We start from the raw sequence: 20,215 nt of genomic DNA, 5'->3' as shown, positions 1-20,215 counted from the left end.
GGGGGTACCGCCAGAGGAGCGCTCTTGCCAGACGAGGCCCAGTCACTCTCCGCCGCGCAGCCCGACCCGAAGGCCGACAAGGCCGCGCCGGGGACGGGCACGCCCCAGAACAAGCCCGCGGAGACCGGGCCCCCGCCTGCCGCCTCCGCGTCGCCGGCCCCCAAGCCCCCGGCGCCCGAGGCCCCGGCCCCCACGCGGCCCGCGCCCTCGGCGCCCGCCCGCTCGGGAGGCTCGTCCAACCGCGTCCGCGCCCGCCTGGCCCGGCTCGGCGTCCAGCGCTCCTCCCCGTACAACCCGGTCCTCGAGCCTCTGCTGCGGATCGTCCGCTCCAACGACCCGAAGATCGAGACGGCGACGCTCCGCCAGGTCGAGCGGGCCTACCAGGTCGCCGAGCGCTGGCACCGCGGCCAGAAGCGCAAGAGCGGCGACCCGTACATCACGCACCCGCTCGCCGTCACCACGATCCTCGCCGAGCTCGGCATGGACCCGGCGACCCTGATGGCCGGTCTCCTGCACGACACCGTCGAGGACACCGAGTACGGCCTGGAAGACCTGCGCCGTGACTTCGGCGACCAGGTCACCCTGCTCGTCGACGGCGTCACCAAGCTCGACAAGGTCAGGTTCGGCGAGGCCGCGCAGGCCGAGACCGTCCGCAAGATGGTCGTCGCCATGGCCAAGGACCCGCGCGTCCTGGTCATCAAGCTCGCCGACCGCCTGCACAACATGCGCACCATGCGCTATCTCAAGCGGGAGAAGCAGGAGAAGAAGGCCCGCGAGACCCTCGAGATCTACGCGCCCCTGGCCCACCGCCTGGGCATGAACACCATCAAGTGGGAGCTGGAGGACCTCGCCTTCGCGATCCTCTACCCCAAGATGTACGACGAGATCGTCCGGCTCGTCGCCGAGCGCGCCCCCAAGCGGGACGAGTACCTCGCCATAGTGACCGACGAGGTCCAGGCCGACCTCCGAGCCGCCCGCATCAAGGCGACCGTCACCGGCCGCCCCAAGCACTACTACAGCGTCTACCAGAAGATGATCGTCCGCGGCCGTGACTTCGCGGAGATCTACGACCTGGTGGGCATCCGCGTCCTCGTCGACACGGTGCGGGACTGCTATGCCGCCCTCGGCACCGTCCACGCGCGATGGAACCCGGTCCCCGGCCGGTTCAAGGACTACATCGCGATGCCGAAGTTCAACATGTACCAGTCGCTGCACACGACGGTCATCGGACCCAACGGCAAGCCGGTCGAGCTGCAGATCCGCACCTTCGACATGCACCGGCGCGCCGAGTACGGCATCGCCGCGCACTGGAAGTACAAGCAGGAGGCCGTCGCCGGTGCCTCCAAGGTCCGCGCCGACGTGCCGAAGAAGGCCGGCAAGGACGACCACCTCAACGACATGGCGTGGCTGCGCCAGCTGCTCGACTGGCAGAAGGAGACCGAGGACCCCAGCGAGTTCCTGGAGTCCCTGCGCTTCGACCTCTCGCGCAACGAGGTCTTCGTCTTCACGCCCAAGGGCGACGTCATCGCGCTGCCCGCCGGCGCGACCCCCGTCGACTTCTCGTACGCCGTCCACACCGAGGTCGGCCACCGCACCATAGGAGCGCGGGTCAACGGGCGGCTCGTGCCGCTCGAATCGACCCTCGACAACGGCGACCTGGTGGAGGTCTTCACCTCCAAAGCCGCCGGCGCCGGGCCCTCCCGCGACTGGCTGGGCTTCGTCAAGTCCCCGCGCGCCCGCAACAAGATCCGGGCCTGGTTCTCCAAGGAGCGCCGCGACGAGGCCATCGAGCAGGGCAAGGACGCCATCGCGCGGGCCATGCGCAAGCAGAACCTGCCGATCCAGCGGATCCTCACCGGCGACTCGCTCGTCACCCTCGCCCACGAGCTGCGCTACACCGACATCTCCTCGCTGTACGCGGCGATCGGCGAGGGCCACGTCACCGCCCAGTCCATCGTGCAGAAGCTGGTGCAGGCGCTCGGTGGCGAGGACGCGGCCACCGAGGACATCGAAGAGGTCGCACCGCCCAGCCGCGGCCGTTCCAAGCGCCGCTCCAGCGCCGACCCCGGGGTCGTCGTCAAGGGCGTCGAGGACGTCTGGGTGAAGCTGGCCCGCTGTTGCACCCCCGTGCCCGGCGACCCGATCATCGGCTTCGTCACCCGCGGCAGTGGCGTATCGGTTCACCGCAGCGACTGCGTGAACGTGGAGTCGCTCTCCCGGGAGCCGGAGCGGATCCTCGAGGTCGAGTGGGCGCCCACCCAGTCCTCGGTCTTCCTCGTCGCCATCCAGGTCGAGGCCCTGGACCGCTCTCGGCTGCTCTCCGACGTCACCCGGGTCCTCTCGGACCAGCACGTCAACATCCTCTCGGCAGCCGTGCAGACCTCCCGCGACCGGGTGGCCACCTCGCGCTTCACCTTCGAGATGGGCGACCCGAAGCACCTGGGCCACGTCCTGAAGGCCGTGCGCGGCGTGGAGGGCGTCTACGACGTGTACCGCGTGACATCGGCCCGCAGGCCGTAACGGCGGATACGGGGAAGGCCCCCCGGCAGTGAGCCGGGGGGCCTTCCTCGTACGGTCACGGCCGCGTCAGCCGCCGAACTCCTCCAGGCCCTTCATGGCCTGGTCGAGCAGGGCCTGGCGGCCCTCCAGCTCCCGGGAGAGCTTGTCGGCCTTGGCGTCGTTGCCGGCGGCGCGGGCCGCGTCGATCTGCTTGCGCAGCTTCTCGACCGCGTCCTGGAGCTGACCGGTCAGACCCGCGGCACGCGCGCGTGCCTCCGGGTTCGTCCGGCGCCACTCGGTCTCCTCGGCCTCCTGGATGGCCCGCTCCACCGTGTGCATCCGGCCCTCGACCTTGGGGCGGGCGTCACGCGGGACGTGGCCGACGGCCTCCCACCGCTCGTTGAGGGAGCGGAAGGCGGCGCGCGCCGCCTTCAGGTCCGACACCGGCAGCAGCTTCTCGGCCTCGGTCGCGAGCTCCTCCTTGAGCTTGAGGTTCTCGGTCTGCTCCGCGTCCCGCTCGGCGAAGACCTCGCCGCGCGCCGCGAAGAAGACGTCCTGGGCACCGCGGAAGCGGTTCCACAGGTCGTCCTCGTGCTCGCGCTGGGCGCGGCCGGCCGCCTTCCACTCCGTCATCAGGTCGCGGTAGCGGGCCGCCGTGGTGCCCCAGTCGGTGGAGCTCGAAAGCGACTCCGCCTCGGCGACCAGGCGCTCCTTGGCCTTGCGGGCGTCCTCGCGCTGGGCGTCGAGCGAGGCGAAGTGGGCCTTGCGGCGCTTCGAGAACGCGGAGCGGGCGTGCGAGAAGCGGTGCCACAGCTCGTCGTCGGACTTGCGGTCGAGCCGGGGCAGGCCCTTCCAGGTGTCCACGAGCGCGCGCAGCCGCTCGCCCGCGGAGCGCCACTGCTCGCTCTGGGCCAGCTCCTCGGCCTCGGTGACGAGCTTCTCCTTGGCGGAGCGCGCCTCGTCGGTCTGCTTGGCCTTCTGGGCCTTGCGCTCCTCGCGGCGCGAGTCGACCGTCTCGACGAGCTTGTCGAGGCGGGTCGCGAGCGCGGCCAGGTCGCCGACGGCGTGGTGCTCGTCGATCTGCTGGCGGATGTGCTCGATCGCCGCGGTGGCGTCCTTCGCCGAGAGGTCGGTGGTCTTCACCCGCTTCTCGAGGAGGCCGATCTCGACAACCAAGCCCTCGTACTTGCGCTCGAAGTAGGCCAGAGCCTCCTCAGGGGTGCCGGCCTGCCACGATCCGACGACCTTCTCGCCTTCGGCCGTCCGCACGTACACGGTGCCCGTCTCGTCGACGCGGCCCCACGGGTCGCTGCTCACAGCGCCTCCTCACCATGATGCCGTCGCGGGGTCGTACCCCCCGGGCATCGTCCACAGTTTCCCGGCGGGCCTCGCCCGCCTTCCGCAGCGCGGCCGACGGCCCAACGCTGCACAACGCCAATCTAGGCGAACGGCGGCCCGGCTGTCCGCACTCAGCGCGACCGAGATTCGGCGGTCACGCGTGCGTGCGGACCCCGGCTCACTTCTTCGTGACGGTCGCCTTCTCGATGGTGACGGCCTTCTTCGGGGCGCCGTCGCCGGCGCCGCCCGCGACACCGGCCTCGGCGACGTCCCCGACCACCTGGAGGCCGGCCGCGTCGATCTTTCCGAACGGCGTGTAGCTCGGCGGCAGCTTGGTGTCCTTGTAGACGAGGAAGAACTGCGAGCCGCCGCTGCCCGGCTGCCCGGTGTTAGCCATCGCCACGGTGCCCGCGGGGTAGGTGACCGAGCCGTCCGCGCCCGCCTTGCCGAGGGCGCCCAGGTTCTCGTCCGGGATGGTGTAGCCCGGGCCGCCGGTGCCGTCGCCCTTGGGGTCGCCGCACTGGAGCACGAAGATCCCGCTGGTGGTGAGGCGGTGGCACTTCGTCCCGTCGAAGTACTTCTTCCCCGCGAGGTGCGAGAAGGAGTTCACCGTGCGCGGGGTCTTCGCCGCGTCCATGGTGATGGTGATGGCGCCCTCGTTCGTCTTGAGCGCCATGGCGTACGTGGCCTTGGCGTCCACCGACATCTTCGGCTCGGCGCTCGACGACTCGCTCTGCGAGGGCGCGGGGCTGCTGGGCGAGCTGCTCGCCGAGTTGTCGGAGCCCGCGTTGTCCTTGGTGTCGTCGCCCGTCAGCGCCACGGACGCGTACACCGCGCCGCCCGCTGCGAGGACCACCGCGAGGGCGGCCGCGATGACGGTGTTGCGGCGCTTCGCCTTGCGCCGGTTCTCCTCCCGCCGCTGCTGCTGCCGCGCGTACTTCTCCCTGGCAAGCTGCCGCCGCCGCTGATCGCTGGTGACCACCGGTTCCGCTCCTGTCGCTCGTCTGTTCCTGTCCTGGCCGGGTGTGCCCGTACCGTATACGGGTTGGCTGTGGAACCGGCACCGCCGGTAGGCTCTGATCTGCCGTATTCCGCGTTTTCCGCGGGTTCCGCGAATTCCGCGCCCTCGTGCCGGACGACATCTAAGGACGAACGTGCTGATTGCCGGGTTCCCCGCCGGGGCCTGGGGGACCAACTGCTATCTGGTCGCCCCCGCCGCAGGCGAGGAGTGCGTGATCATCGACCCGGGCCACCAGGCCGCCCAGGGTGTCGAGGAGACGCTGAAGAAGCATCGGCTCAAGCCCGTCGCCGTCGTCCTCACCCATGGACACATCGACCACGTCGCCTCCGTCGTCCCGGTGTGCGGCGCCCATGACGTCCCCGCGTGGATCCACCCGTCCGACCGCTACATGATGAGCGACCCGGAGAAGGCCCTCGGCCGCTCCATCGGAATGCCCCTCATGGGCGAGCTGACCGTGGGAGAGCCCGACGACGTGCGAGAACTGACGGACGGGGCCGAGCTGAAGCTCGCCGGTCTGGACTTCTCCGTCGCCCACGCGCCCGGTCATACCAAGGGGTCGGTGACCTTCAGGATGCCGGAGACCACGGAGATCCCCTCCGTGTTCTTCTCCGGGGACCTGCTGTTCGCCGGCTCCATCGGACGCACCGACCTTCCCGGCGGTGACATGGACGAGATGCTCGCTTCGCTGGCCCGTGTGTGCCTGCCGCTCGACAACTCGACCGTGGTGCTGTCGGGACACGGTCCCCAGACGACCATCGGCCAGGAGCGCGCCACGAACCCCTATCTGCGGGACGTGGCCGCCGGTCTCGGGAGCACGGACGCTCCCCGACGAGGAATGTGACGAGACTTTCGTGAGCACCTTTCAGGCCCCCAAGGGCACGTACGACCTGATCCCGCCCCGCTCCGCCACGTTCCTGGCGGTCCGGGACGCGATCTCCACGCCGCTGAGGAACTCCGGCTACGGCTACATCGAGACGCCCGGTTTCGAGAACGTCGAGCTGTTCTCCCGCGGTGTCGGCGAGTCCACCGACATCGTGACCAAGGAGATGTACACCCTCACCACGAAGGGCAACGACCACCTCGCCCTCCGCCCCGAGGGCACCGCGTCCGTCCTGCGCGCGGCCCTCCAGGCCAACCTGCACAAGCAGGGCAACCTGCCGGTGAAGCTCTGGTACTCCGGCTCGTACTACCGCTACGAGCGGGCCCAGGCGGGCCGCTACCGCCACTTCTCCCAGGTCGGTGCCGAGGCGATCGGCGCCGAGGACCCGGCGCTCGACGCCGAGCTGATCATCCTGGCCGACCAGGCGTACCGCTCCCTCGGGCTGCGGAACTTCCGCATCCTGCTCAACTCGCTCGGCGACAAGGAGTGCCGTCCCGTCTACCGCGAGGCGCTCCAGGGCTTCCTGCGCGGGCTCGACCTCGACGAGGAGACCCTGCGCCGGGCCGAGATCAACCCGCTGCGCGTCCTCGACGACAAGCGCGAGTCCGTGCAGAAGCAGCTCGTCGGCGCCCCGCTGCTCGGCGACTACCTCTGCGACGCGTGCAAGGCGTACCACGAGGAGGTGCGCGCCCTGGTCACCGCGGCGGGCGTGGAGTTCGAGGACGACGCCAAGCTGGTGCGCGGCCTGGACTACTACACCCGCACGACCTTCGAGTTCGTCCACGGCGGTCTCGGCTCGCAGTCGGCGGTCGGCGGCGGCGGTCGCTACGACGGCCTCTCCGAGATGATCGGCGGCCCCGCGCTGCCGTCCGTCGGCTGGGCGCTCGGGGTGGACCGCACGGTCCTCGCCCTGGAGGCGGAGGGCATCGAGCTCGACCTCCCCGCCGTCACCAGCGTCTTCGCCGTGGCCATCGGCGAGGAGGCGCGCCGGACCCTCTTCGGCAAGGTCACCGAGCTGCGCCGGGAGGGCGTCTCCGCGGACTTCTCGTTCGGCGGCAAGGGCCTCAAGGGCGCGATGAAGGACGCCAACCGCTCCGGCGCCCGGCTCGCCGTCGTCGCCGGTGAGCGCGACCTCGCCGAGGGCGTCGTCCAGCTCAAGGACATGGAGTCCGGCGAGCAGCAGGCCGTCGCCGTGGACGCGCTGCTCGACGCGGTACGGGCCAAGCTGGCCTGACGGACGTTCCGCAGAGCCTGACGGGCTTTCCGGGGAAGGGGCCCGGACCACACGCACGCGCGTGGGTCCGGGCCCCTTCCCTTCGCCCTTATGTTCGCTTCACTTATCCCCGGCGAACGGTGGGCGCGCCGCCCCGTACGGCAGAATGACCGTGCCCACAAGGCTCGCGAGCGAGGGAACAGGCGACATGACGAAGGCAGCGGTGGACGAGGCCGCGTCCGGCCGGCACGAAGACGGCACGATCGGGGCGAGCAGGGCCTTCGCCTGGATGCTCGTGATCACCGGAGCGGCCGGGGTGCTCGCCGCCTGGGTCATCACGATCGACAAGTTCAAGCTCCTGGAAGACCCGAACTTCGTCCCCGGGTGCAGCCTCAACCCGATCGTCTCCTGCGGCAACATCATGAAGAGCGAGCAGGCCTCGGTCTTCGGCTTCCCGAACCCGATGCTCGGCCTCGTCACGTACGCCATGGTGATCGCGATCGGTCTCGCCCTGCTCGCAGGCGCCCGCTACCGCCGCTGGTACTGGCTCGGCCTCAACGCCGGCACCCTGTTCGGCGTCGGGTTCTGCACCTGGCTGATGTACCAGTCGCTGTACGAGATCAACTCGCTGTGCCTGTGGTGCTGCCTGGCCTGGGTCGCCACCATCGTCATGTTCTGGTACGTGACCTCGCACAACGTCCGCAGCGGGGTCATCCCCGCCCCCCGCGGCCTCAGGACCTTCTTCGACGAGTTCACCTGGGTCCTCCCCGTCCTGCACATCGGGATCATCGGCATGCTGATCCTGACCCGCTGGTGGGACTTCTGGACCAGCTGACCGCCCGCAGGCGGTCCGCCGGCGGAGACGGCGCTGTCGGTGGCGTGACCTAGGCTTCATGACTGTGGAGCCCGACCTCTTTACCGCAGCAGCCGAAGACCGCCAGGAGAAGGACCCCGCCAGCAGCCCGCTGGCCGTCCGGATGCGCCCGCGCACCCTCGACGAGGTGGTGGGGCAGAAGCACCTGCTCAAGCCCGGATCGCCGCTGCGCCGACTCGTGGGCGACGGCGACGGCGGCCCCGCCGGCGCCTCGTCCGTCATCCTCTGGGGCCCGCCCGGCATCGGGAAGACGACCCTGGCGTACGTGGTCTCCAAGGCGACCAACAAGCGGTTCGTGGAGCTGTCGGCGATCACCGCGGGCGTCAAGGAGGTCCGCGCCGTCATCGACGGAGCCCGCCGCGCGGTCGGTGGCTACGGCAAGGAGACCGTCCTCTTCCTCGACGAGATCCACCGCTTCTCCAAGGCCCAGCAGGACTCGCTGCTGCCCGCCGTCGAGAACCGCTGGGTGACGCTCATCGCGGCCACCACGGAGAACCCGTACTTCTCGATCATCTCCCCGCTCCTCTCCCGCTCCCTGCTCCTCACCCTCGAGCCGCTGACCGACGACGACCTGCGCGGTCTGATGGCCCGGGCGCTCACCGGCGAGCGCGGGCTCGGCGGGGCGGTGACCCTCCCTGAGGACGCCGAGGCCCACCTCCTCCGCGTCGCGGGCGGCGACGCCCGGCGCGCCCTGACCGCCCTGGAGGCGGCCGCCGGCGCGGCCATCGCCAAGGGCGAGCCGGAGATCACCCTGGAGACGGTCGAGGAGACCGTCGACCGCGCGGCCGTGAAGTACGACCGGGACGGTGACCAGCACTACGACGTGGCCAGCGCGCTGATCAAGTCGATCCGCGGCTCGGACGTGGACGCGGCCCTGCACTACCTGGCCCGGATGATCGAGGCGGGGGAGGACCCGCGGTTCATCGCCCGGCGCCTCATGATCTCCGCGAGCGAGGACATCGGTCTCGCCGACCCGAACGCGTTGCCGATCGCCGTCGCCGCCGCGCAGGCCGTCGCGATGATCGGCTTCCCCGAGGCGGCGCTCACCCTGAGCCACGCGACGATCGCCCTGGCCCTGGCCCCGAAGTCGAACGCGGCGACCACCGCGATCGGCGCCGCCCTGGCGGACGTGCGCAACGGCCTCGCCGGATCGGTCCCGCCGCATCTGCGCGACGGCCACTACAAGGGCGCGGCGAAGCTCGGCCACGCCCAGGGCTACGTCTACCCCCATGACGTCCCGGGCGGCATCGCGGCCCAGCAGTACGCCCCGGACACCATCCACGGCCGCCAGTACTACGAACCGACCCGCTACGGCGCGGAGGCGCGATACGCGGACGTGGTGGAGCGTGTGAGGGCCCGCCTGAAGGGCGACGAGTAGGCGCGCCCTTCGCCGGCACCGGCACCCCGCACCCCTAGCCTCGCCCCATGATCCGTACAGCAGGTGTGCTGGTCCTGGCCTTGGGCGTCGTCGCATGCGCACCCCGCGAAGCCACGGAGACCAGGCCGACGTCCTCCGCCCTCCCTCTCGTCACCCCCGGCTTCCCGCCCACCCCCGCACAGGCGCGGACCCAGCTCGCGGCCCTCCGGGTCGCCTGGGGCGAGAACTGGCGGACGTACGAGCGCGCGAAGTTCGGGAACGGCTGGTCCGACCGGACCGACGCCCCCGGCGGGCGCAACGGCTGTGACACCCGGGACGACGTGCTCCACCGGGACCTCGACGACGTCCGGCTCGGCGACCGGAACCCCTGCGTCGTCCTGTCCGGCGTCCTGCGCGACCCGTACACCGGCAAGGAGTTGCCCTACTCGTACCGCAAGGCCTCACAGATCCAGACCGACCACGTCGTCGCGCTCGGCGCGGCCTGGCGCGCCGGCGCCTGGGCGTGGACGCCCGAGCGGCGGCTGACGTACGCCAACGACCTGGACGTGCTGCTCGCCACCGACAAGCAGACGAACCACGACAAGAGCAGCAAGACCCCGGACAGGTGGCGGCCGCCGAGGAGCGCGTACTGGTGCGAGTACGGTCGGCGCTGGACCGGGATCAAGGCGAAGTACGGTCTCACGGTGTCCCCGCCGGAGAAGAAGGCCGTCGAGGAGCTGCTCGCCACCTGCCGCTGAGGCCGCCGGGACCGCGTGCGAGGGAGTCCCGCGGAGCCGGTACACTGGTCGGGATTGCTGCGTCCCGTGTCCGGCTCCGGTCGGCACACCAGAACGGGACAGTCAGCCGGAGACCCGGCCCTCGGGCGGGGTTTCCAGGAGCGTCGCGCACCTTCGAAGGTGTCGCGTGCCACCCACCACCACCCGGAATCCCGGGAACGGCGGTGGGTCGTTCGCGTGCTGCACGTACGTGCCCAGACCTGGGAGCGGCTGCCCGGCACGGTCCGTCCTGTACGGACCCGACGGGTTTCCCGGCTGCGGATGCGACCTCCCCTAACCCTGGTGAAGCCGTTTCGTACCAGTAGAGAGGTTGGTTCATGCCGAACCAGTCCCGTCCCAAGGTCAAGAAGTCGCGTGCCCTCGGCATCGCGCTGACCCCGAAGGCTGTCAAGTACTTCGAGGCCCGCCCCTACCCGCCGGGCGAGCACGGCCGTGGCCGCAAGCAGAACTCGGACTACAAGGTCCGTCTGCTCGAGAAGCAGCGTCTGCGCGCCCAGTACGACATCAGCGAGCGCCAGATGGCGCGCGCCTACGACCGCGCCAAGAAGGCCGAAGGCAAGACGGGCGAGGCGCTGGTCGTCGAGCTCGAGCGTCGCCTCGACGCCCTGGTCCTGCGTTCGGGCATCGCCCGCACCATCTACCAGGCCCGCCAGATGGTCGTCCACGGCCACATCCAGGTCAACGGTGGCAAGGTCGACAAGCCGTCGTTCCGCGTCCGTCCCGACGACGTCGTGATGGTCCGCGAGCGCAGCCGCACCAAGCCGCTGTTCGAGGTCGCCCGTGAGGGTGGCTTCGCCGCCGACGGTGAGACCCCGCGCTACCTGCAGGTCAACCTGAAGGCCCTGGCCTTCCGCCTCGACCGCGACCCGAACCGCAAGGAGATCCCGGTCATCTGCGACGAGCAGCTGGTCGTCGAGTACTACGCCCGCTGATCCGGGCCCCGGCGCAGGCCGGGGGACGTAGTACCACCCCCGCGGTGTTCAGCCCGCCGCTTCCCCGCCCTTACCGGTGGGGGAGCCGGCGGGCTTCCGCGTTCCCGGGACGGCCGCCGTGCCGGCGGTGCGGAACGGACGCGGGGCGGACCCCTCCGCAGGGACGGCGACGGCCGGACCCCGGCCGGCCACGAGCGCGCGCTCCACCGCCTCCGCCGCCGAGAGCCCCTGACCCGCCCGGAACGCGGCGCCGTACGCCTCCGCACCGAGCGCCTCCTCGGCCTGCCGCTCGCACAGCGCCCTCGGCACGTCGAACGCCTCCGAGCCGAAGAGCCGGACACCCACCGTGTCCCACACCGGGACCGCCGCCCCCTGGAGGACAGCGGCCTCCGCCGCGTCGCCCTCGCTCACCGTCACCAGGGCGAGCAGCTCGATGGCCAGGACGAGGCCGACCAGATCACGGAAGCTGTCGTTGATCGCCACGCACTCGGTGAGCAGCTCCCGCGCCTCCCCGAACGCGCCCCGGGTCCAGGCCAGATACCCCAGCACATAGAGGGCGTACGCCCGGGCCCACAGCTCGCCCCGCTCCTCGCAGACCTCCCTGACCTCCCGGGAGAGCGCGCCCGCCCCCTCCTGGTCGCCCCGGAAAGCCCGCGCCATCGCCAGCTCGATCTGTGCCATCAGCACATTGCTGTTCAGCTCGCCGAGCTCCCGGTACGCGTCCAGGGCCCGCCCGATCAGCTCCTCGGCCCGCGGCATGTCGTCCGTGAGCAGCGCGAGACAGCCCATCCGGTGCGTCGCGTACGCCTCCGCAAGCGCGTTCCGCGAGGACCTGGCCCGCTCCCCGCACTCGTGGAGCGCCGCCACCGCCGCCGTACCGTCGCCCTGCAGCACCGCCACGTACCCGAGCACCCACAGCGCCTTGAGCCGTGCCTCCTCGTGGCCGGACTCGAGAGCCAGAGCCCGGTCCAGCCAGTGCCGGCCCTCCGAGAGACGCCCGCAGCCCACCCACGCGAACCAGAGCGTGCCGGCCAGGTGCTGGGCGAGATGCGCGTCCTCCGGCAGCTCGAGACAGAGCTCGAGGGCCGCCCGCAGATGCGGCAGCGCCGCCTCCGTCAGGGCCGCCACCTCGGGCTGGCGCGGGCTGAACCACTCCAGCTCGCACCAGGTGGCCAGGCCCATGTACCAGTCGCGGTGCCGCCGCCGCATCCGCTCGGTGTCGTCGAGCGCCGCGAGCCACTCCGCCCCGTACGCCGAGACCGTGTCGAGCATCCGGTACGCGGAACCGGTCGGGGTGTCCTCCCGCGTGAGCAGCGACTGCGCGAGCAGCCCCCCGAGCAGATCGAGGATCCGCTCCGGCGGGAGCTCCGGGCCCCCGCACACGTACTCCACCGCCTCCAGGTCGAAGGGGCCGGGGAAGACGGAGAGCCGCGCCCAGAGGAGCCGCTCCTCCGGGGTGCACAGCTCATGGCTCCAGCCGATGGCGGTGCGCAGCGTCTGATGGCGGGGGAGCGCCCCGCGCGCGCCGTCCGTGAGGAGCCGGAAGCGGTCGTCGAGGCGGTACAGCATCTGTTCGACGGAGAGCAGCGGCAGCCGCCCGGCCGCCAGTTCGAGCGCGAGCGGAATCCCGTCGAGGCGCCGGCACAGCTCCCGTACGGCGTCCCGGCCGCCGGCCGGGGCCGGGACTCCGGCCCGACCTCCCGGGACGCCGGGCCGGGCCGCGTCCGTGCCCCGGCGGACGGACGCGCCCGCCGACGCGGGAACACCGCGCAAGGCCCCGGCTCCGGCCCCGGCTCCGACGCCTGCCCCGGCCCCTGCCCCGCGCCCCGCACCCGGTCCCGGCAGGCTCGGCGCGCCCGCCTCCGCCGCCCGCTCCGCGAGCAGCGTCATCGCGTCCTCCTCGCCCAGCGGCGCCAGCGGGAACACGGCCTCGCCCGCCACCCGCAGGGGTCGCCTGCCGATCGCGAGGACGGTGAGCCCGGGAGCGTGCTCGAGGAGTTCCCGCACCAGCGGCGCGCAGTCCTCCACGAGGTGCTCGAAACCGTCGACGACCAGCAGCGTGCGCCGCTCGGCGAGGTGCTCGACGAGCACCTCGCGCGGGGGGCGCGGAGTGTGGTCGGTCAGGTCGAGCGCCTCGACCAGGGCGTACTCGATCAGCTCGGGGTCGCGCAGTGGCGCGAGCTCGGCGAGCCGTACCCCGTCGCTGTAGCGTTTCTGCACCCTCGTGGCAGCCCTCAGGGCGAGCCGGGTCTTGCCGACGCCGCCCACACCCACGACCGTGACCAGGCGAGACGCGTCGAGGAGCGCCGTCAGTGCGGCCTGCTCGGTGGTCCGTCCGACGAACCGGTTGAGCTCCGCCGGGAGATTGCTCCGTCGCATGGGACACGGAGCGTACTCACCCCCGCGCGCTCCGTACAATCGGTTCCCGTAACTCCCGTCCCACAGGCGGTAATGCGGTGCGGCGCGACAGCCCGGGCGCGATAGGGTCGGGGGACGACTTTTCGTAAGGGCCCAACGACAGCAGAGAGCGGTGCAGAGTGACCGGTGGAGAGGTTGCCGGGATCCTGGTGGCCGTCTTCTGGGCGATCCTGGTCTCCTTCCTCGCCGTGGTTCTGGTGAGGCTGGCGCAGACGCTCAGGGCGACCACCAAGATGGTGGCGGACGTGACCGAGCAGGCCGTTCCCCTGCTGGCCGACGCCTCCGCGACCGTCCGCTCGGCACAGACCCAGCTCGACCGGGTCGACGCCATCGCCTCGGACGTCCAGGAGGTCACCTCCAACGCCTCCGCGCTCTCCTCCACCGTCGCCTCCACCTTCGGCGGCCCGCTCGTCAAGGTCGCGGCCTTCGGCTACGGGGTGCGCAAGGCGCTGGGCCGCGGCGGGGACGGCGCGGACGTGCCGCGGACCGCCTCGCGACGTACTGTGATCGTCGGCCGTACCGTGCCGTCCTCGCGACGCCGGAAGCAGAAGGGCTGAGCCGCGATGTTCCGCCGCACGTTCTGGTTCACGGCCGGCGCAGCCGCCGGCGTGTGGGCCACCACCAAGGTCAACCGGAAGCTGAAGCAGCTGACCCCCGAGAGCCTCGCGGCCCAGGCGGCGAACAAGGCGATCGAGACCGGCCACCGCCTCAAGGACTTCGCCCTCGACGTGAGGGCGGGCATGGTCCAGCGGGAGGCCGAACTGGAGGAGGCACTCGGCCTCGACGCGCCCGGCGAGCCGGGCCCGGCCCAGGCCCGGGAGCTTCCGGAGCCGCGCCGCCGTGGCGCCCTCGGCTCCACCCCGTACCCGACCACGCATGCAATTCCCACGATCTCGTACAACCGGAATGAGGACCACTGATGGAGTCGGCTGAAATCCGCCGCCGCTGGCTGAGCTTCTTCGAGGAGCGCGGGCACACCGTCGTCCCTTCGGCGTCGCTCATCGCGGACGACCCGACTCTGCTGCTCGTCCCCGCCGGCATGGTGCCCTTCAAGCCCTACTTCCTGGGTGAGGTCAAGCCGCCCTTCACGCGCGCGTCCAGCGTGCAGAAGTGCGTGCGTACGCCGGACATCGAAGAGGTCGGCAAGACGACCCGCCACGGCACGTTCTTCCAGATGTGCGGCAACTTCTCCTTCGGCGACTACTTCAAGGAAGGCGCCATCAAGCTCGCCTGGGAGCTGCTGACCACCCCGGTGGAGCACGGCGGCTACGGGCTCGAGCCGGAGAAGCTCTGGATCACCGTCTACCAGGAGGACGACGAGGCCGAGCAGATCTGGCGCGACGTCGTCGGCGTCCCCGCCGAGCGCATCCAGCGCCTCGGCAAGAAGGACAACTACTGGTCCATGGGCGTTCCCGGCCCCTGCGGCCCGTGCTCCGAGATCAACTACGACCGCGGCCCCGAGTTCGGCGTCGAGGGCGGCCCGGCCGTCAACGACGAGCGGTACGTGGAGATCTGGAACCTGGTCTTCATGCAGTACGAGCGCGGCGAGGGCACCGGGAAGGACGACTTCCCGATCCTCGGCGAGCTGCCGTCGAAGAACATCGACACGGGCCTCGGTCTGGAGCGCCTGGCGATGATCCTCCAGGGCGTCCAGAACATGTACGAGACGGACACCCTCCAGGTCGTCATCGACAAGGCCACCGAGCTCACCGGCGTCGCCTACGGCAAGGCCCACGACAGCGACGTCTCGCTGCGCGTGGTCGCCGACCACATGCGCACGTCCGTCATGCTCATCGGCGACGGCGTCACCCCCGGCAACGAGGGCCGCGGCTACGTGCTGCGCCGCATCATGCGCCGCGCCGTCCGCAACATGCGCCTGCTCGGCGCCACCGGTCCGGTCGTCCAGGAGCTCGTCGACACCGTGATCAACACGATGGGCGAGCAGTACCCGGAGCTGGTCACCGACCGCAAGCGCATCGAGACCGTCGCCCTCGCCGAAGAGGCCGCCTTCCTCAAGGCCCTCAAGGGCGGCACCAACATCCTCGACACCGCCGTCACCGAGACGAAGGCCGCCGGCGGCACGATCCTCTCCGGCGACAAGGCGTTCCTGCTCCACGACACCTGGGGCTTCCCGATCGACCTCACCCTGGAGATGGCCTCCGAGCAGGGCCTCTCCGTGGACGAGGACGGCTTCCGCCGCCTGATGAAGGAGCAGCGGGACCGCGCCAAGGCCGACGCCAAGGCGAAGAAGACCGGCCACGCCGACATGACCTCGTACCGGGAGATCGCCGACAGCAACGGCGCCACCGAGTTCACCGGCTACACCAACACCGAGGGCGAGAGCACGGTCGTCGGCCTCCTCGTCAACGGCGTCTCCTCGCCGGCCGCTTCCGAGGGCGACGAGGTCGAGGTCGTCCTCGACCGCACCCCGTTCTACGCCGAGGGCGGCGGTCAGATCGCCGACCAGGGCCGGATCAAGCTGCACAGCGGCGCGGTCATCGAGATCCGTGACGTCCAGCAGCCCGTTCCCGGTGTCTCCGTGCACAAGGGTTCCGTGCAGGTCGGCGAGGTGACCGTGGGCGCCACCGCCTACGCCACCATCGACGTGCGCCGCCGCCGGGCCATCGCCCGCGCCCACTCGGCCACCCACCTCACCCACCAGGCGCTGCGCGACGCCCTCGGCCCGACGGCCGCCCAGGCCGGTTCCGAGAACCAGCCCGGCCGCTTCCGCTTCGACTTCGGTTCGCCGAACGCCGTCCCCGGCGCGGTCCTCACCGACGTCGAGCAGAAGATCAACGAGGTCCTCTCGCGCGAGCTGGAGGTGCACGCCGAGGTCATGCCGATCAACGAGGCCAAGCGCCAGGGCGCCATCGCCGAGTTCGGCGAGAAGTACGGCGAGCAGGTCCGCGTCGTCACCATCGGCGACTTCTCCAAGGAGCTGTGCGGCGGCACGCACGTCGGCAACACCGCCCAGCTGGGTCTGGTGAAGCTCCTCGGCGAGTCGTCCATCGGTTCGGGTGTGCGCCGTATCGAGGCCCTCGTGGGTGTCGACGCGTACAACTTCCTCGCCCGCGAGCACACGGTCGTCGCCCAGCTCCAGGAGCTGGTCAAGGGCCGTCCGGAGGAGCTTCCCGAGAAGATCTCCGCCATGCTCGGCAAGCTGAAGGACGCCGAGAAGGAGATCGAGAAGTTCCGCGCGGAGAAGGTCCTCCAGGCCGCCGCCGGTCTCGTCGACTCCGCCCAGGACATCCGCGGCCTCGCCCTCGTCACCGGCCAGGTCCAGGACGGCACCGGCGCCGACGACCTGCGCAAGCTGGTCCTCGACATCCGCGGCCGCTTCCCGTCCGACCGCCCGGCCGTCGTCGCCCTGTTCACCACGGCCAACGGCAAGCCGCTCACGGTCATCGCCACCAACGAGGCCGCCCGCGAGCGCGGTCTCAAGGCCGGCGAGCTGGTCCGCACGGCCGCCAAGACCCTCGGTGGCGGTGGCGGCGGCAAGCCGGACGTCGCCCAGGGCGGCGGTACGAACCCGCAGGCCGTCGGCGAGGCCATCGCCGCCGTCGAGCGTCTCGTGGTGGAGACGGCGTGACGATGCGTCGCGGCCGCCGTATCGCGGTCGATGTCGGGGACGCCCGGATCGGGGTCGCCTCGTGCGACCCCGACGGGGTCCTCGCCACGCCGGTGGAGACCGTGCCGGGACGTGACGTCCCGGCCGCCCACCGGCGGCTCCGCCAGATCGTCGAGGAGTACGAGCCGATCGAGGTCGTCGTGGGCCTGCCCCGCTCGCTCAGCGGGCGGGAGGGTCCGGCCGCGACCAAGGTCCGTGCCTTCGCCGGGGAGATGGCCAAGGGCATCGCCCCGGTGCCGGTCCGGCTGGTCGACGAGCGGATGACCACGGTCACCGCGACCCAGGGGCTGCGGGCCTCCGGTGTGAAGGCCAAGAAGGGGCGGTCCGTCATCGATCAGGCCGCCGCTGTGATCATCCTTCAGAACGCTCTTGAGTCCGAACGGGTATCAGGTAATCCGCCCGGCGAGGGCGTCGAAGTGGTCATCTGATCGCGATACGGTAACGTTCCGCGCGATGCGGCGGTGTTCGAACAGCTGCCGCACTACGTAGAGGCGGATCGTCCGGAAGCCTCGCGGCTGTTTTGGGGATCGATGACTGAGTATGGCCGGAGCCCCGGCTCCGAACCGTGGCACCCCGGGGACCCGCTGTACGGGGACCAGGGGTGGGAGGGCCAGCAGCAGCACTACCCGCACCCGCAGCAGGCAAACCAGTACGGCCAGGGCGCTCACGGCTACCAGGACCCGTACGGGCAGGGCGGTCAGACCGGTCAGGTCCCGCAGGCGTACGAGGGCGACCCGTACCAGCAGAACCACCAGCAGCAGCATGCGCAGCAGCAGTACCAGCAGCAGGGGTACGTCGATCCGCAGGCGCAGTACCAGCAGCACGCCCAGCAGCAGTACCAGCAGGCGTACGAGCAGCAACAACAGCAGCACCAGCAACAACATCAGCAGCAGCAGTACGGGTCGGGGTACCAGGACCAGGGCGGCTACGACACGCCCGGGCACCTCGGACAGCAGTACGACGGCAACTGGGAGACGGGCCAGGCGGCGATGCCGTACGGCGGGACTCCGGCCGATCCGTACGGCGGCCAGAACCCCGACCTGTACGGCACGCCCGAGGCGTACCCCCCGCCCCAGCCTCCCGGCCGCCGGCAGAACCCGCCGGAGCCGGTGATCGACTGGGCGCCGGAGGAAGAGGCACAGCCGGAGCCGGAGGAGGAGAAGCATCCCTTCTTCACCGGCGAGGAAGACCCGGACGAGGACGAGTACGACGAGGAGCCGGGCCGCGGCCGGGGCTCCCGCGGCGGCGACCGCGAACGCCGGAGCAAGGCGAACAAGCGCAAGGGCAAGAACGGCATGGCCTGCCTGGTCGTCGCGCTCGTCCTCGCGGGCGGCGTCGGCGGCGTCGGCTACTTCGGCTACCAGTTCTGGCAGGGCCAGTTCGGCGCGGCGGAGGACTACGCGGGCACGGGCTCGGGAGACGTCCAGGTCGAGATCCCGAAGGGCGCGCTCGGCAACGAGATCGGCAACATCCTCAAGAAGGCGGGCGTCGTCAAGAGCGTCGACGCCTTCGTCTCGGCGCAGGGGCGCAACTCCAAGGGCCTCTCCATCCAGGCGGGCGTCTACACGCTGAAGAAGGAGATGTCGGCCGAGAACGCGGTGAAGATGATGCTCGACCCGGCCAGCCAGGCCAACCTCGTCATTCCCGAGGGCAAGCGGAACGCCTGGGTGTACGACCAGCTCGACAAGCGCCTCGACCTCAAGCCGGGCACCGCCAAGGAAGTCGCCCGCGCGAAGGCGGACAGCCTCGGACTGCCCGAATGGGCCAAGAAGCACCCCGACATCAAGGACCCGCTGGAAGGGTTCCTCTACCCGGCGAGCTACCCGGTGGCCAAGAGCAGCAAGCCGGAGGACGCGCTCCGCAAGATGGTCGCGCGCGCCAACCAGGAGTACACGAAGCTCGACCTCGCGGCGAAGGCCAAGGGGCTCGGCGTCGAGGGGCCGTGGGAGCTCCTCACGGTGGCCAGCCTGGTCCAGGCGGAGGGCAAGACGCACGACGACTTCCGCAAGATGGCCGAGGTCATCTACAACCGCCTGGCGCCGGACAACCGCGAGACGTTCCAGCTGCTGCAGTTCGACTCGACCCTCAACTACCTGAAGGGTCAGTCGGAGATCAAGATCTCCGAGAAGGAGGCGAACAGCAACACCGACCCGTACAACACGTACAAGCACAAGGGCCTGCCGCCCGGTCCGATCAGCAACCCGGGCAACGACGCTCTCGCCGCGATGCTCGACCCGACGAAGGACGGCTGGATCTACTTCGTCGCCACCGACGGCATGAGCAAGACCGAATTCGCCAAGACGCTCGCCGAGCACCAGAAGCTCGTCGACAAGTTCAACGCGGGGAACTGAACATGACCCTGTCCCGCCGCGCGGCCGTCCTCGGTTCGCCGATCGCGCACTCGCTCTCCCCGGTCCTGCACCGGGCCGCGTACGCCGCCCTCGGTCTCGACGACTGGTCGTACGGGCGCTTCGAGGTCGACGAGGCCGGGCTGCCCGGCTTCTTCGGCGAGCTGGACGACAGCTGGGCCGGGCTGTCGCTGACCATGCCGCTCAAGCGGGCGGTCATCCCGCTGCTCGACGGGATCAGCGACACGGCCGCCTCGGTCGAGGCCGTGAACACGGTCGTCCTCCATGAGGACGGCCGCCGGGTCGGCGACAACACCGACATCCCCGGCATGCTCGCCGCCCTGCGGGAGCGGGGCGTCGAGAAGGTGGAGTCGGCGGCGGTCCTCGGGGCCGGCGCCACCGCCTCCTCCGCGCTCGCCGCGCTCGCCCGGATCTGCGACGGCCCCGTCACCGCGTACGTACGGAGCGAGGCGCGGGCCGAGGAGATGCGCGGCTGGGGCGAACGGCTCGGCGTGGAGGTCCGTACCGCCGCCTGGGACGACGCGGCGGAGGCCTTCGCCTCCCCGCTGGTGATCGCGACCACCCCCGCCGGTACGACGAACGCCCTCGCGGGCGCCGTCCCCGATGCCGTCGGCACCCTCTTCGACGTCCTGTACGACCCGTGGCCGACGGCGCTCGCCGCGGCCTGGTCCGACCGCGGCGGCAAGGTGGTCGGCGGCCTCGACCTCCTCGTCCACCAGGCCGTCCTCCAGGTCGAGCAGATGACCGGCGTCCCCGGGGCGCCGCTCGCGGCGATGCGCGCGGCGGGGGAGCGGGCCCTGGGGGCCCCGTTGGGGCGCCCCGGGCCCCCCCCCCGGGCACCCACGAACACCCGAACGGCGCGGAACGCGGCCCGCACCGGGAGCGGAGG

At 71.1% G+C, this 20,215-nt stretch carries 15 protein-coding genes and 1 pseudogene; 13 read left to right on the top strand and 3 right to left on the bottom strand.

Features of this window, described 5'->3' with window-relative positions; translation table 11 throughout:
* Positions 1 to 24: 24 nt before the first annotated feature.
* The gene (locus ACFQ79_RS26665) at positions 25 to 2,520 is read left to right on the top strand and encodes a RelA/SpoT family protein (RefSeq protein WP_383587918.1); all 2,496 of its coding nucleotides are present in this window, start codon (positions 25 to 27) and stop codon (positions 2,518 to 2,520) included.
* 66 nt (positions 2,521 to 2,586) lie between these two features.
* Here ACFQ79_RS26665 and ACFQ79_RS26660 read toward each other — a convergent pair whose 3' ends face one another.
* Positions 2,587 to 3,816, bottom strand: a complete 1,230-nt coding sequence (locus ACFQ79_RS26660) for a DUF349 domain-containing protein (protein WP_383587915.1) — start codon at positions 3,814 to 3,816, stop codon at positions 2,587 to 2,589.
* A gap of 199 nt (positions 3,817 to 4,015) precedes the next feature.
* On the bottom strand, positions 4,016 to 4,819 hold the full coding sequence (locus ACFQ79_RS26655; RefSeq protein ID WP_383587912.1) for a peptidylprolyl isomerase: 804 nt from the start codon (positions 4,817 to 4,819) through the stop codon (positions 4,016 to 4,018).
* A 172-nt stretch (positions 4,820 to 4,991) separates the two neighbouring features.
* On the opposite strand from ACFQ79_RS26655, the gene ACFQ79_RS26650 reads away from it, so the two are divergent.
* The 6 genes from ACFQ79_RS26650 (at position 4,992) to rpsD (ending at position 10,911) form a co-directional block, all read left to right on the top strand.
* Positions 4,992 to 5,699: an MBL fold metallo-hydrolase gene (locus tag ACFQ79_RS26650; RefSeq protein ID WP_030316256.1), complete on the top strand. Its 708-nt coding sequence runs from the start codon at positions 4,992 to 4,994 to the stop codon at positions 5,697 to 5,699.
* 10 nt (positions 5,700 to 5,709) lie between these two features.
* Positions 5,710 to 6,972, top strand: coding sequence for a histidine--tRNA ligase (gene hisS / locus ACFQ79_RS26645; RefSeq protein WP_209493841.1), 1,263 nt, complete (start codon positions 5,710 to 5,712; stop codon positions 6,970 to 6,972).
* 187 nt (positions 6,973 to 7,159) lie between these two features.
* Positions 7,160 to 7,786 (top strand): vitamin K epoxide reductase family protein, encoded by a 627-nt coding sequence (locus tag ACFQ79_RS26640; protein ID WP_383587909.1) that lies wholly within the window; start codon positions 7,160 to 7,162, stop codon positions 7,784 to 7,786.
* 64 nt (positions 7,787 to 7,850) lie between these two features.
* Positions 7,851 to 9,203 (top strand): replication-associated recombination protein A, encoded by a 1,353-nt coding sequence (locus tag ACFQ79_RS26635; RefSeq protein WP_030316266.1) that lies wholly within the window; start codon positions 7,851 to 7,853, stop codon positions 9,201 to 9,203.
* A 47-nt stretch (positions 9,204 to 9,250) separates the two neighbouring features.
* Positions 9,251 to 9,940 (top strand): HNH endonuclease family protein, encoded by a 690-nt coding sequence (locus tag ACFQ79_RS26630; protein ID WP_383587906.1) that lies wholly within the window; start codon positions 9,251 to 9,253, stop codon positions 9,938 to 9,940.
* Positions 9,941 to 10,296: 356 nt separating this feature from the next.
* On the top strand, positions 10,297 to 10,911 hold the full coding sequence (rpsD, locus tag ACFQ79_RS26625; protein ID WP_024758279.1) for a 30S ribosomal protein S4: 615 nt from the start codon (positions 10,297 to 10,299) through the stop codon (positions 10,909 to 10,911).
* Between the two features lie 48 nt (positions 10,912 to 10,959).
* Here rpsD and ACFQ79_RS26620 read toward each other — a convergent pair whose 3' ends face one another.
* Entirely contained in the window at positions 10,960 to 13,290 is a 2,331-nt protein-coding gene (locus tag ACFQ79_RS26620; RefSeq protein WP_383587903.1) for an ATP-binding protein, read from the bottom strand.
* Positions 13,291 to 13,448: 158 nt separating this feature from the next.
* Between ACFQ79_RS26620 and ACFQ79_RS26615 the strand changes: the two genes are divergently transcribed.
* The 6 genes and pseudogenes from ACFQ79_RS26615 to ACFQ79_RS26590 form a co-directional block, all read left to right on the top strand.
* The gene (locus tag ACFQ79_RS26615) at positions 13,449 to 13,886 is read left to right on the top strand and encodes a DUF948 domain-containing protein (protein WP_266963967.1); all 438 of its coding nucleotides are present in this window, start codon (positions 13,449 to 13,451) and stop codon (positions 13,884 to 13,886) included.
* Positions 13,887 to 13,892: 6 nt separating this feature from the next.
* On the top strand, positions 13,893 to 14,249 hold the full coding sequence (locus ACFQ79_RS26610; RefSeq protein WP_383587899.1) for a DUF6167 family protein: 357 nt from the start codon (positions 13,893 to 13,895) through the stop codon (positions 14,247 to 14,249).
* Positions 14,249 to 16,918 carry an alanine--tRNA ligase gene (gene alaS / locus ACFQ79_RS26605; RefSeq protein ID WP_383587896.1) on the top strand — a complete coding sequence of 890 codons (2,670 nt, stop codon included), beginning with the start codon at positions 14,249 to 14,251 and terminating at the stop codon, positions 16,916 to 16,918. Before ACFQ79_RS26610 ends, alaS begins: the two co-directional genes overlap by 1 nt.
* A gap of 2 nt (positions 16,919 to 16,920) precedes the next feature.
* Positions 16,921 to 17,385 (top strand): Holliday junction resolvase RuvX, encoded by a 465-nt coding sequence (gene ruvX / locus ACFQ79_RS26600; RefSeq protein ID WP_030316278.1) that lies wholly within the window; start codon positions 16,921 to 16,923, stop codon positions 17,383 to 17,385.
* A 102-nt stretch (positions 17,386 to 17,487) separates the two neighbouring features.
* A complete protein-coding gene (gene mltG, locus ACFQ79_RS26595) occupies positions 17,488 to 19,308 on the top strand; it encodes an endolytic transglycosylase MltG (protein ID WP_383587893.1) in 1,821 nt (606 codons plus the stop codon).
* A 2-nt stretch (positions 19,309 to 19,310) separates the two neighbouring features.
* Positions 19,311 to 20,132 (top strand): annotated as a pseudogene (locus ACFQ79_RS26590) (shikimate dehydrogenase); the annotation flags it as partial.
* Between the last annotated feature and the right edge of the window lie 83 nt (positions 20,133 to 20,215).

Origin of the sequence: Streptomyces sp. NPDC056480 (genome assembly GCF_042795405.1) — a bacterium.
Classification (GTDB): Bacteria; Actinomycetota; Actinomycetes; order Streptomycetales; family Streptomycetaceae; genus Streptomyces.
The sequence above is the reverse complement of the archived record's forward strand: the minus strand, read 5'-3'. Positions and strand labels throughout refer to the sequence as shown.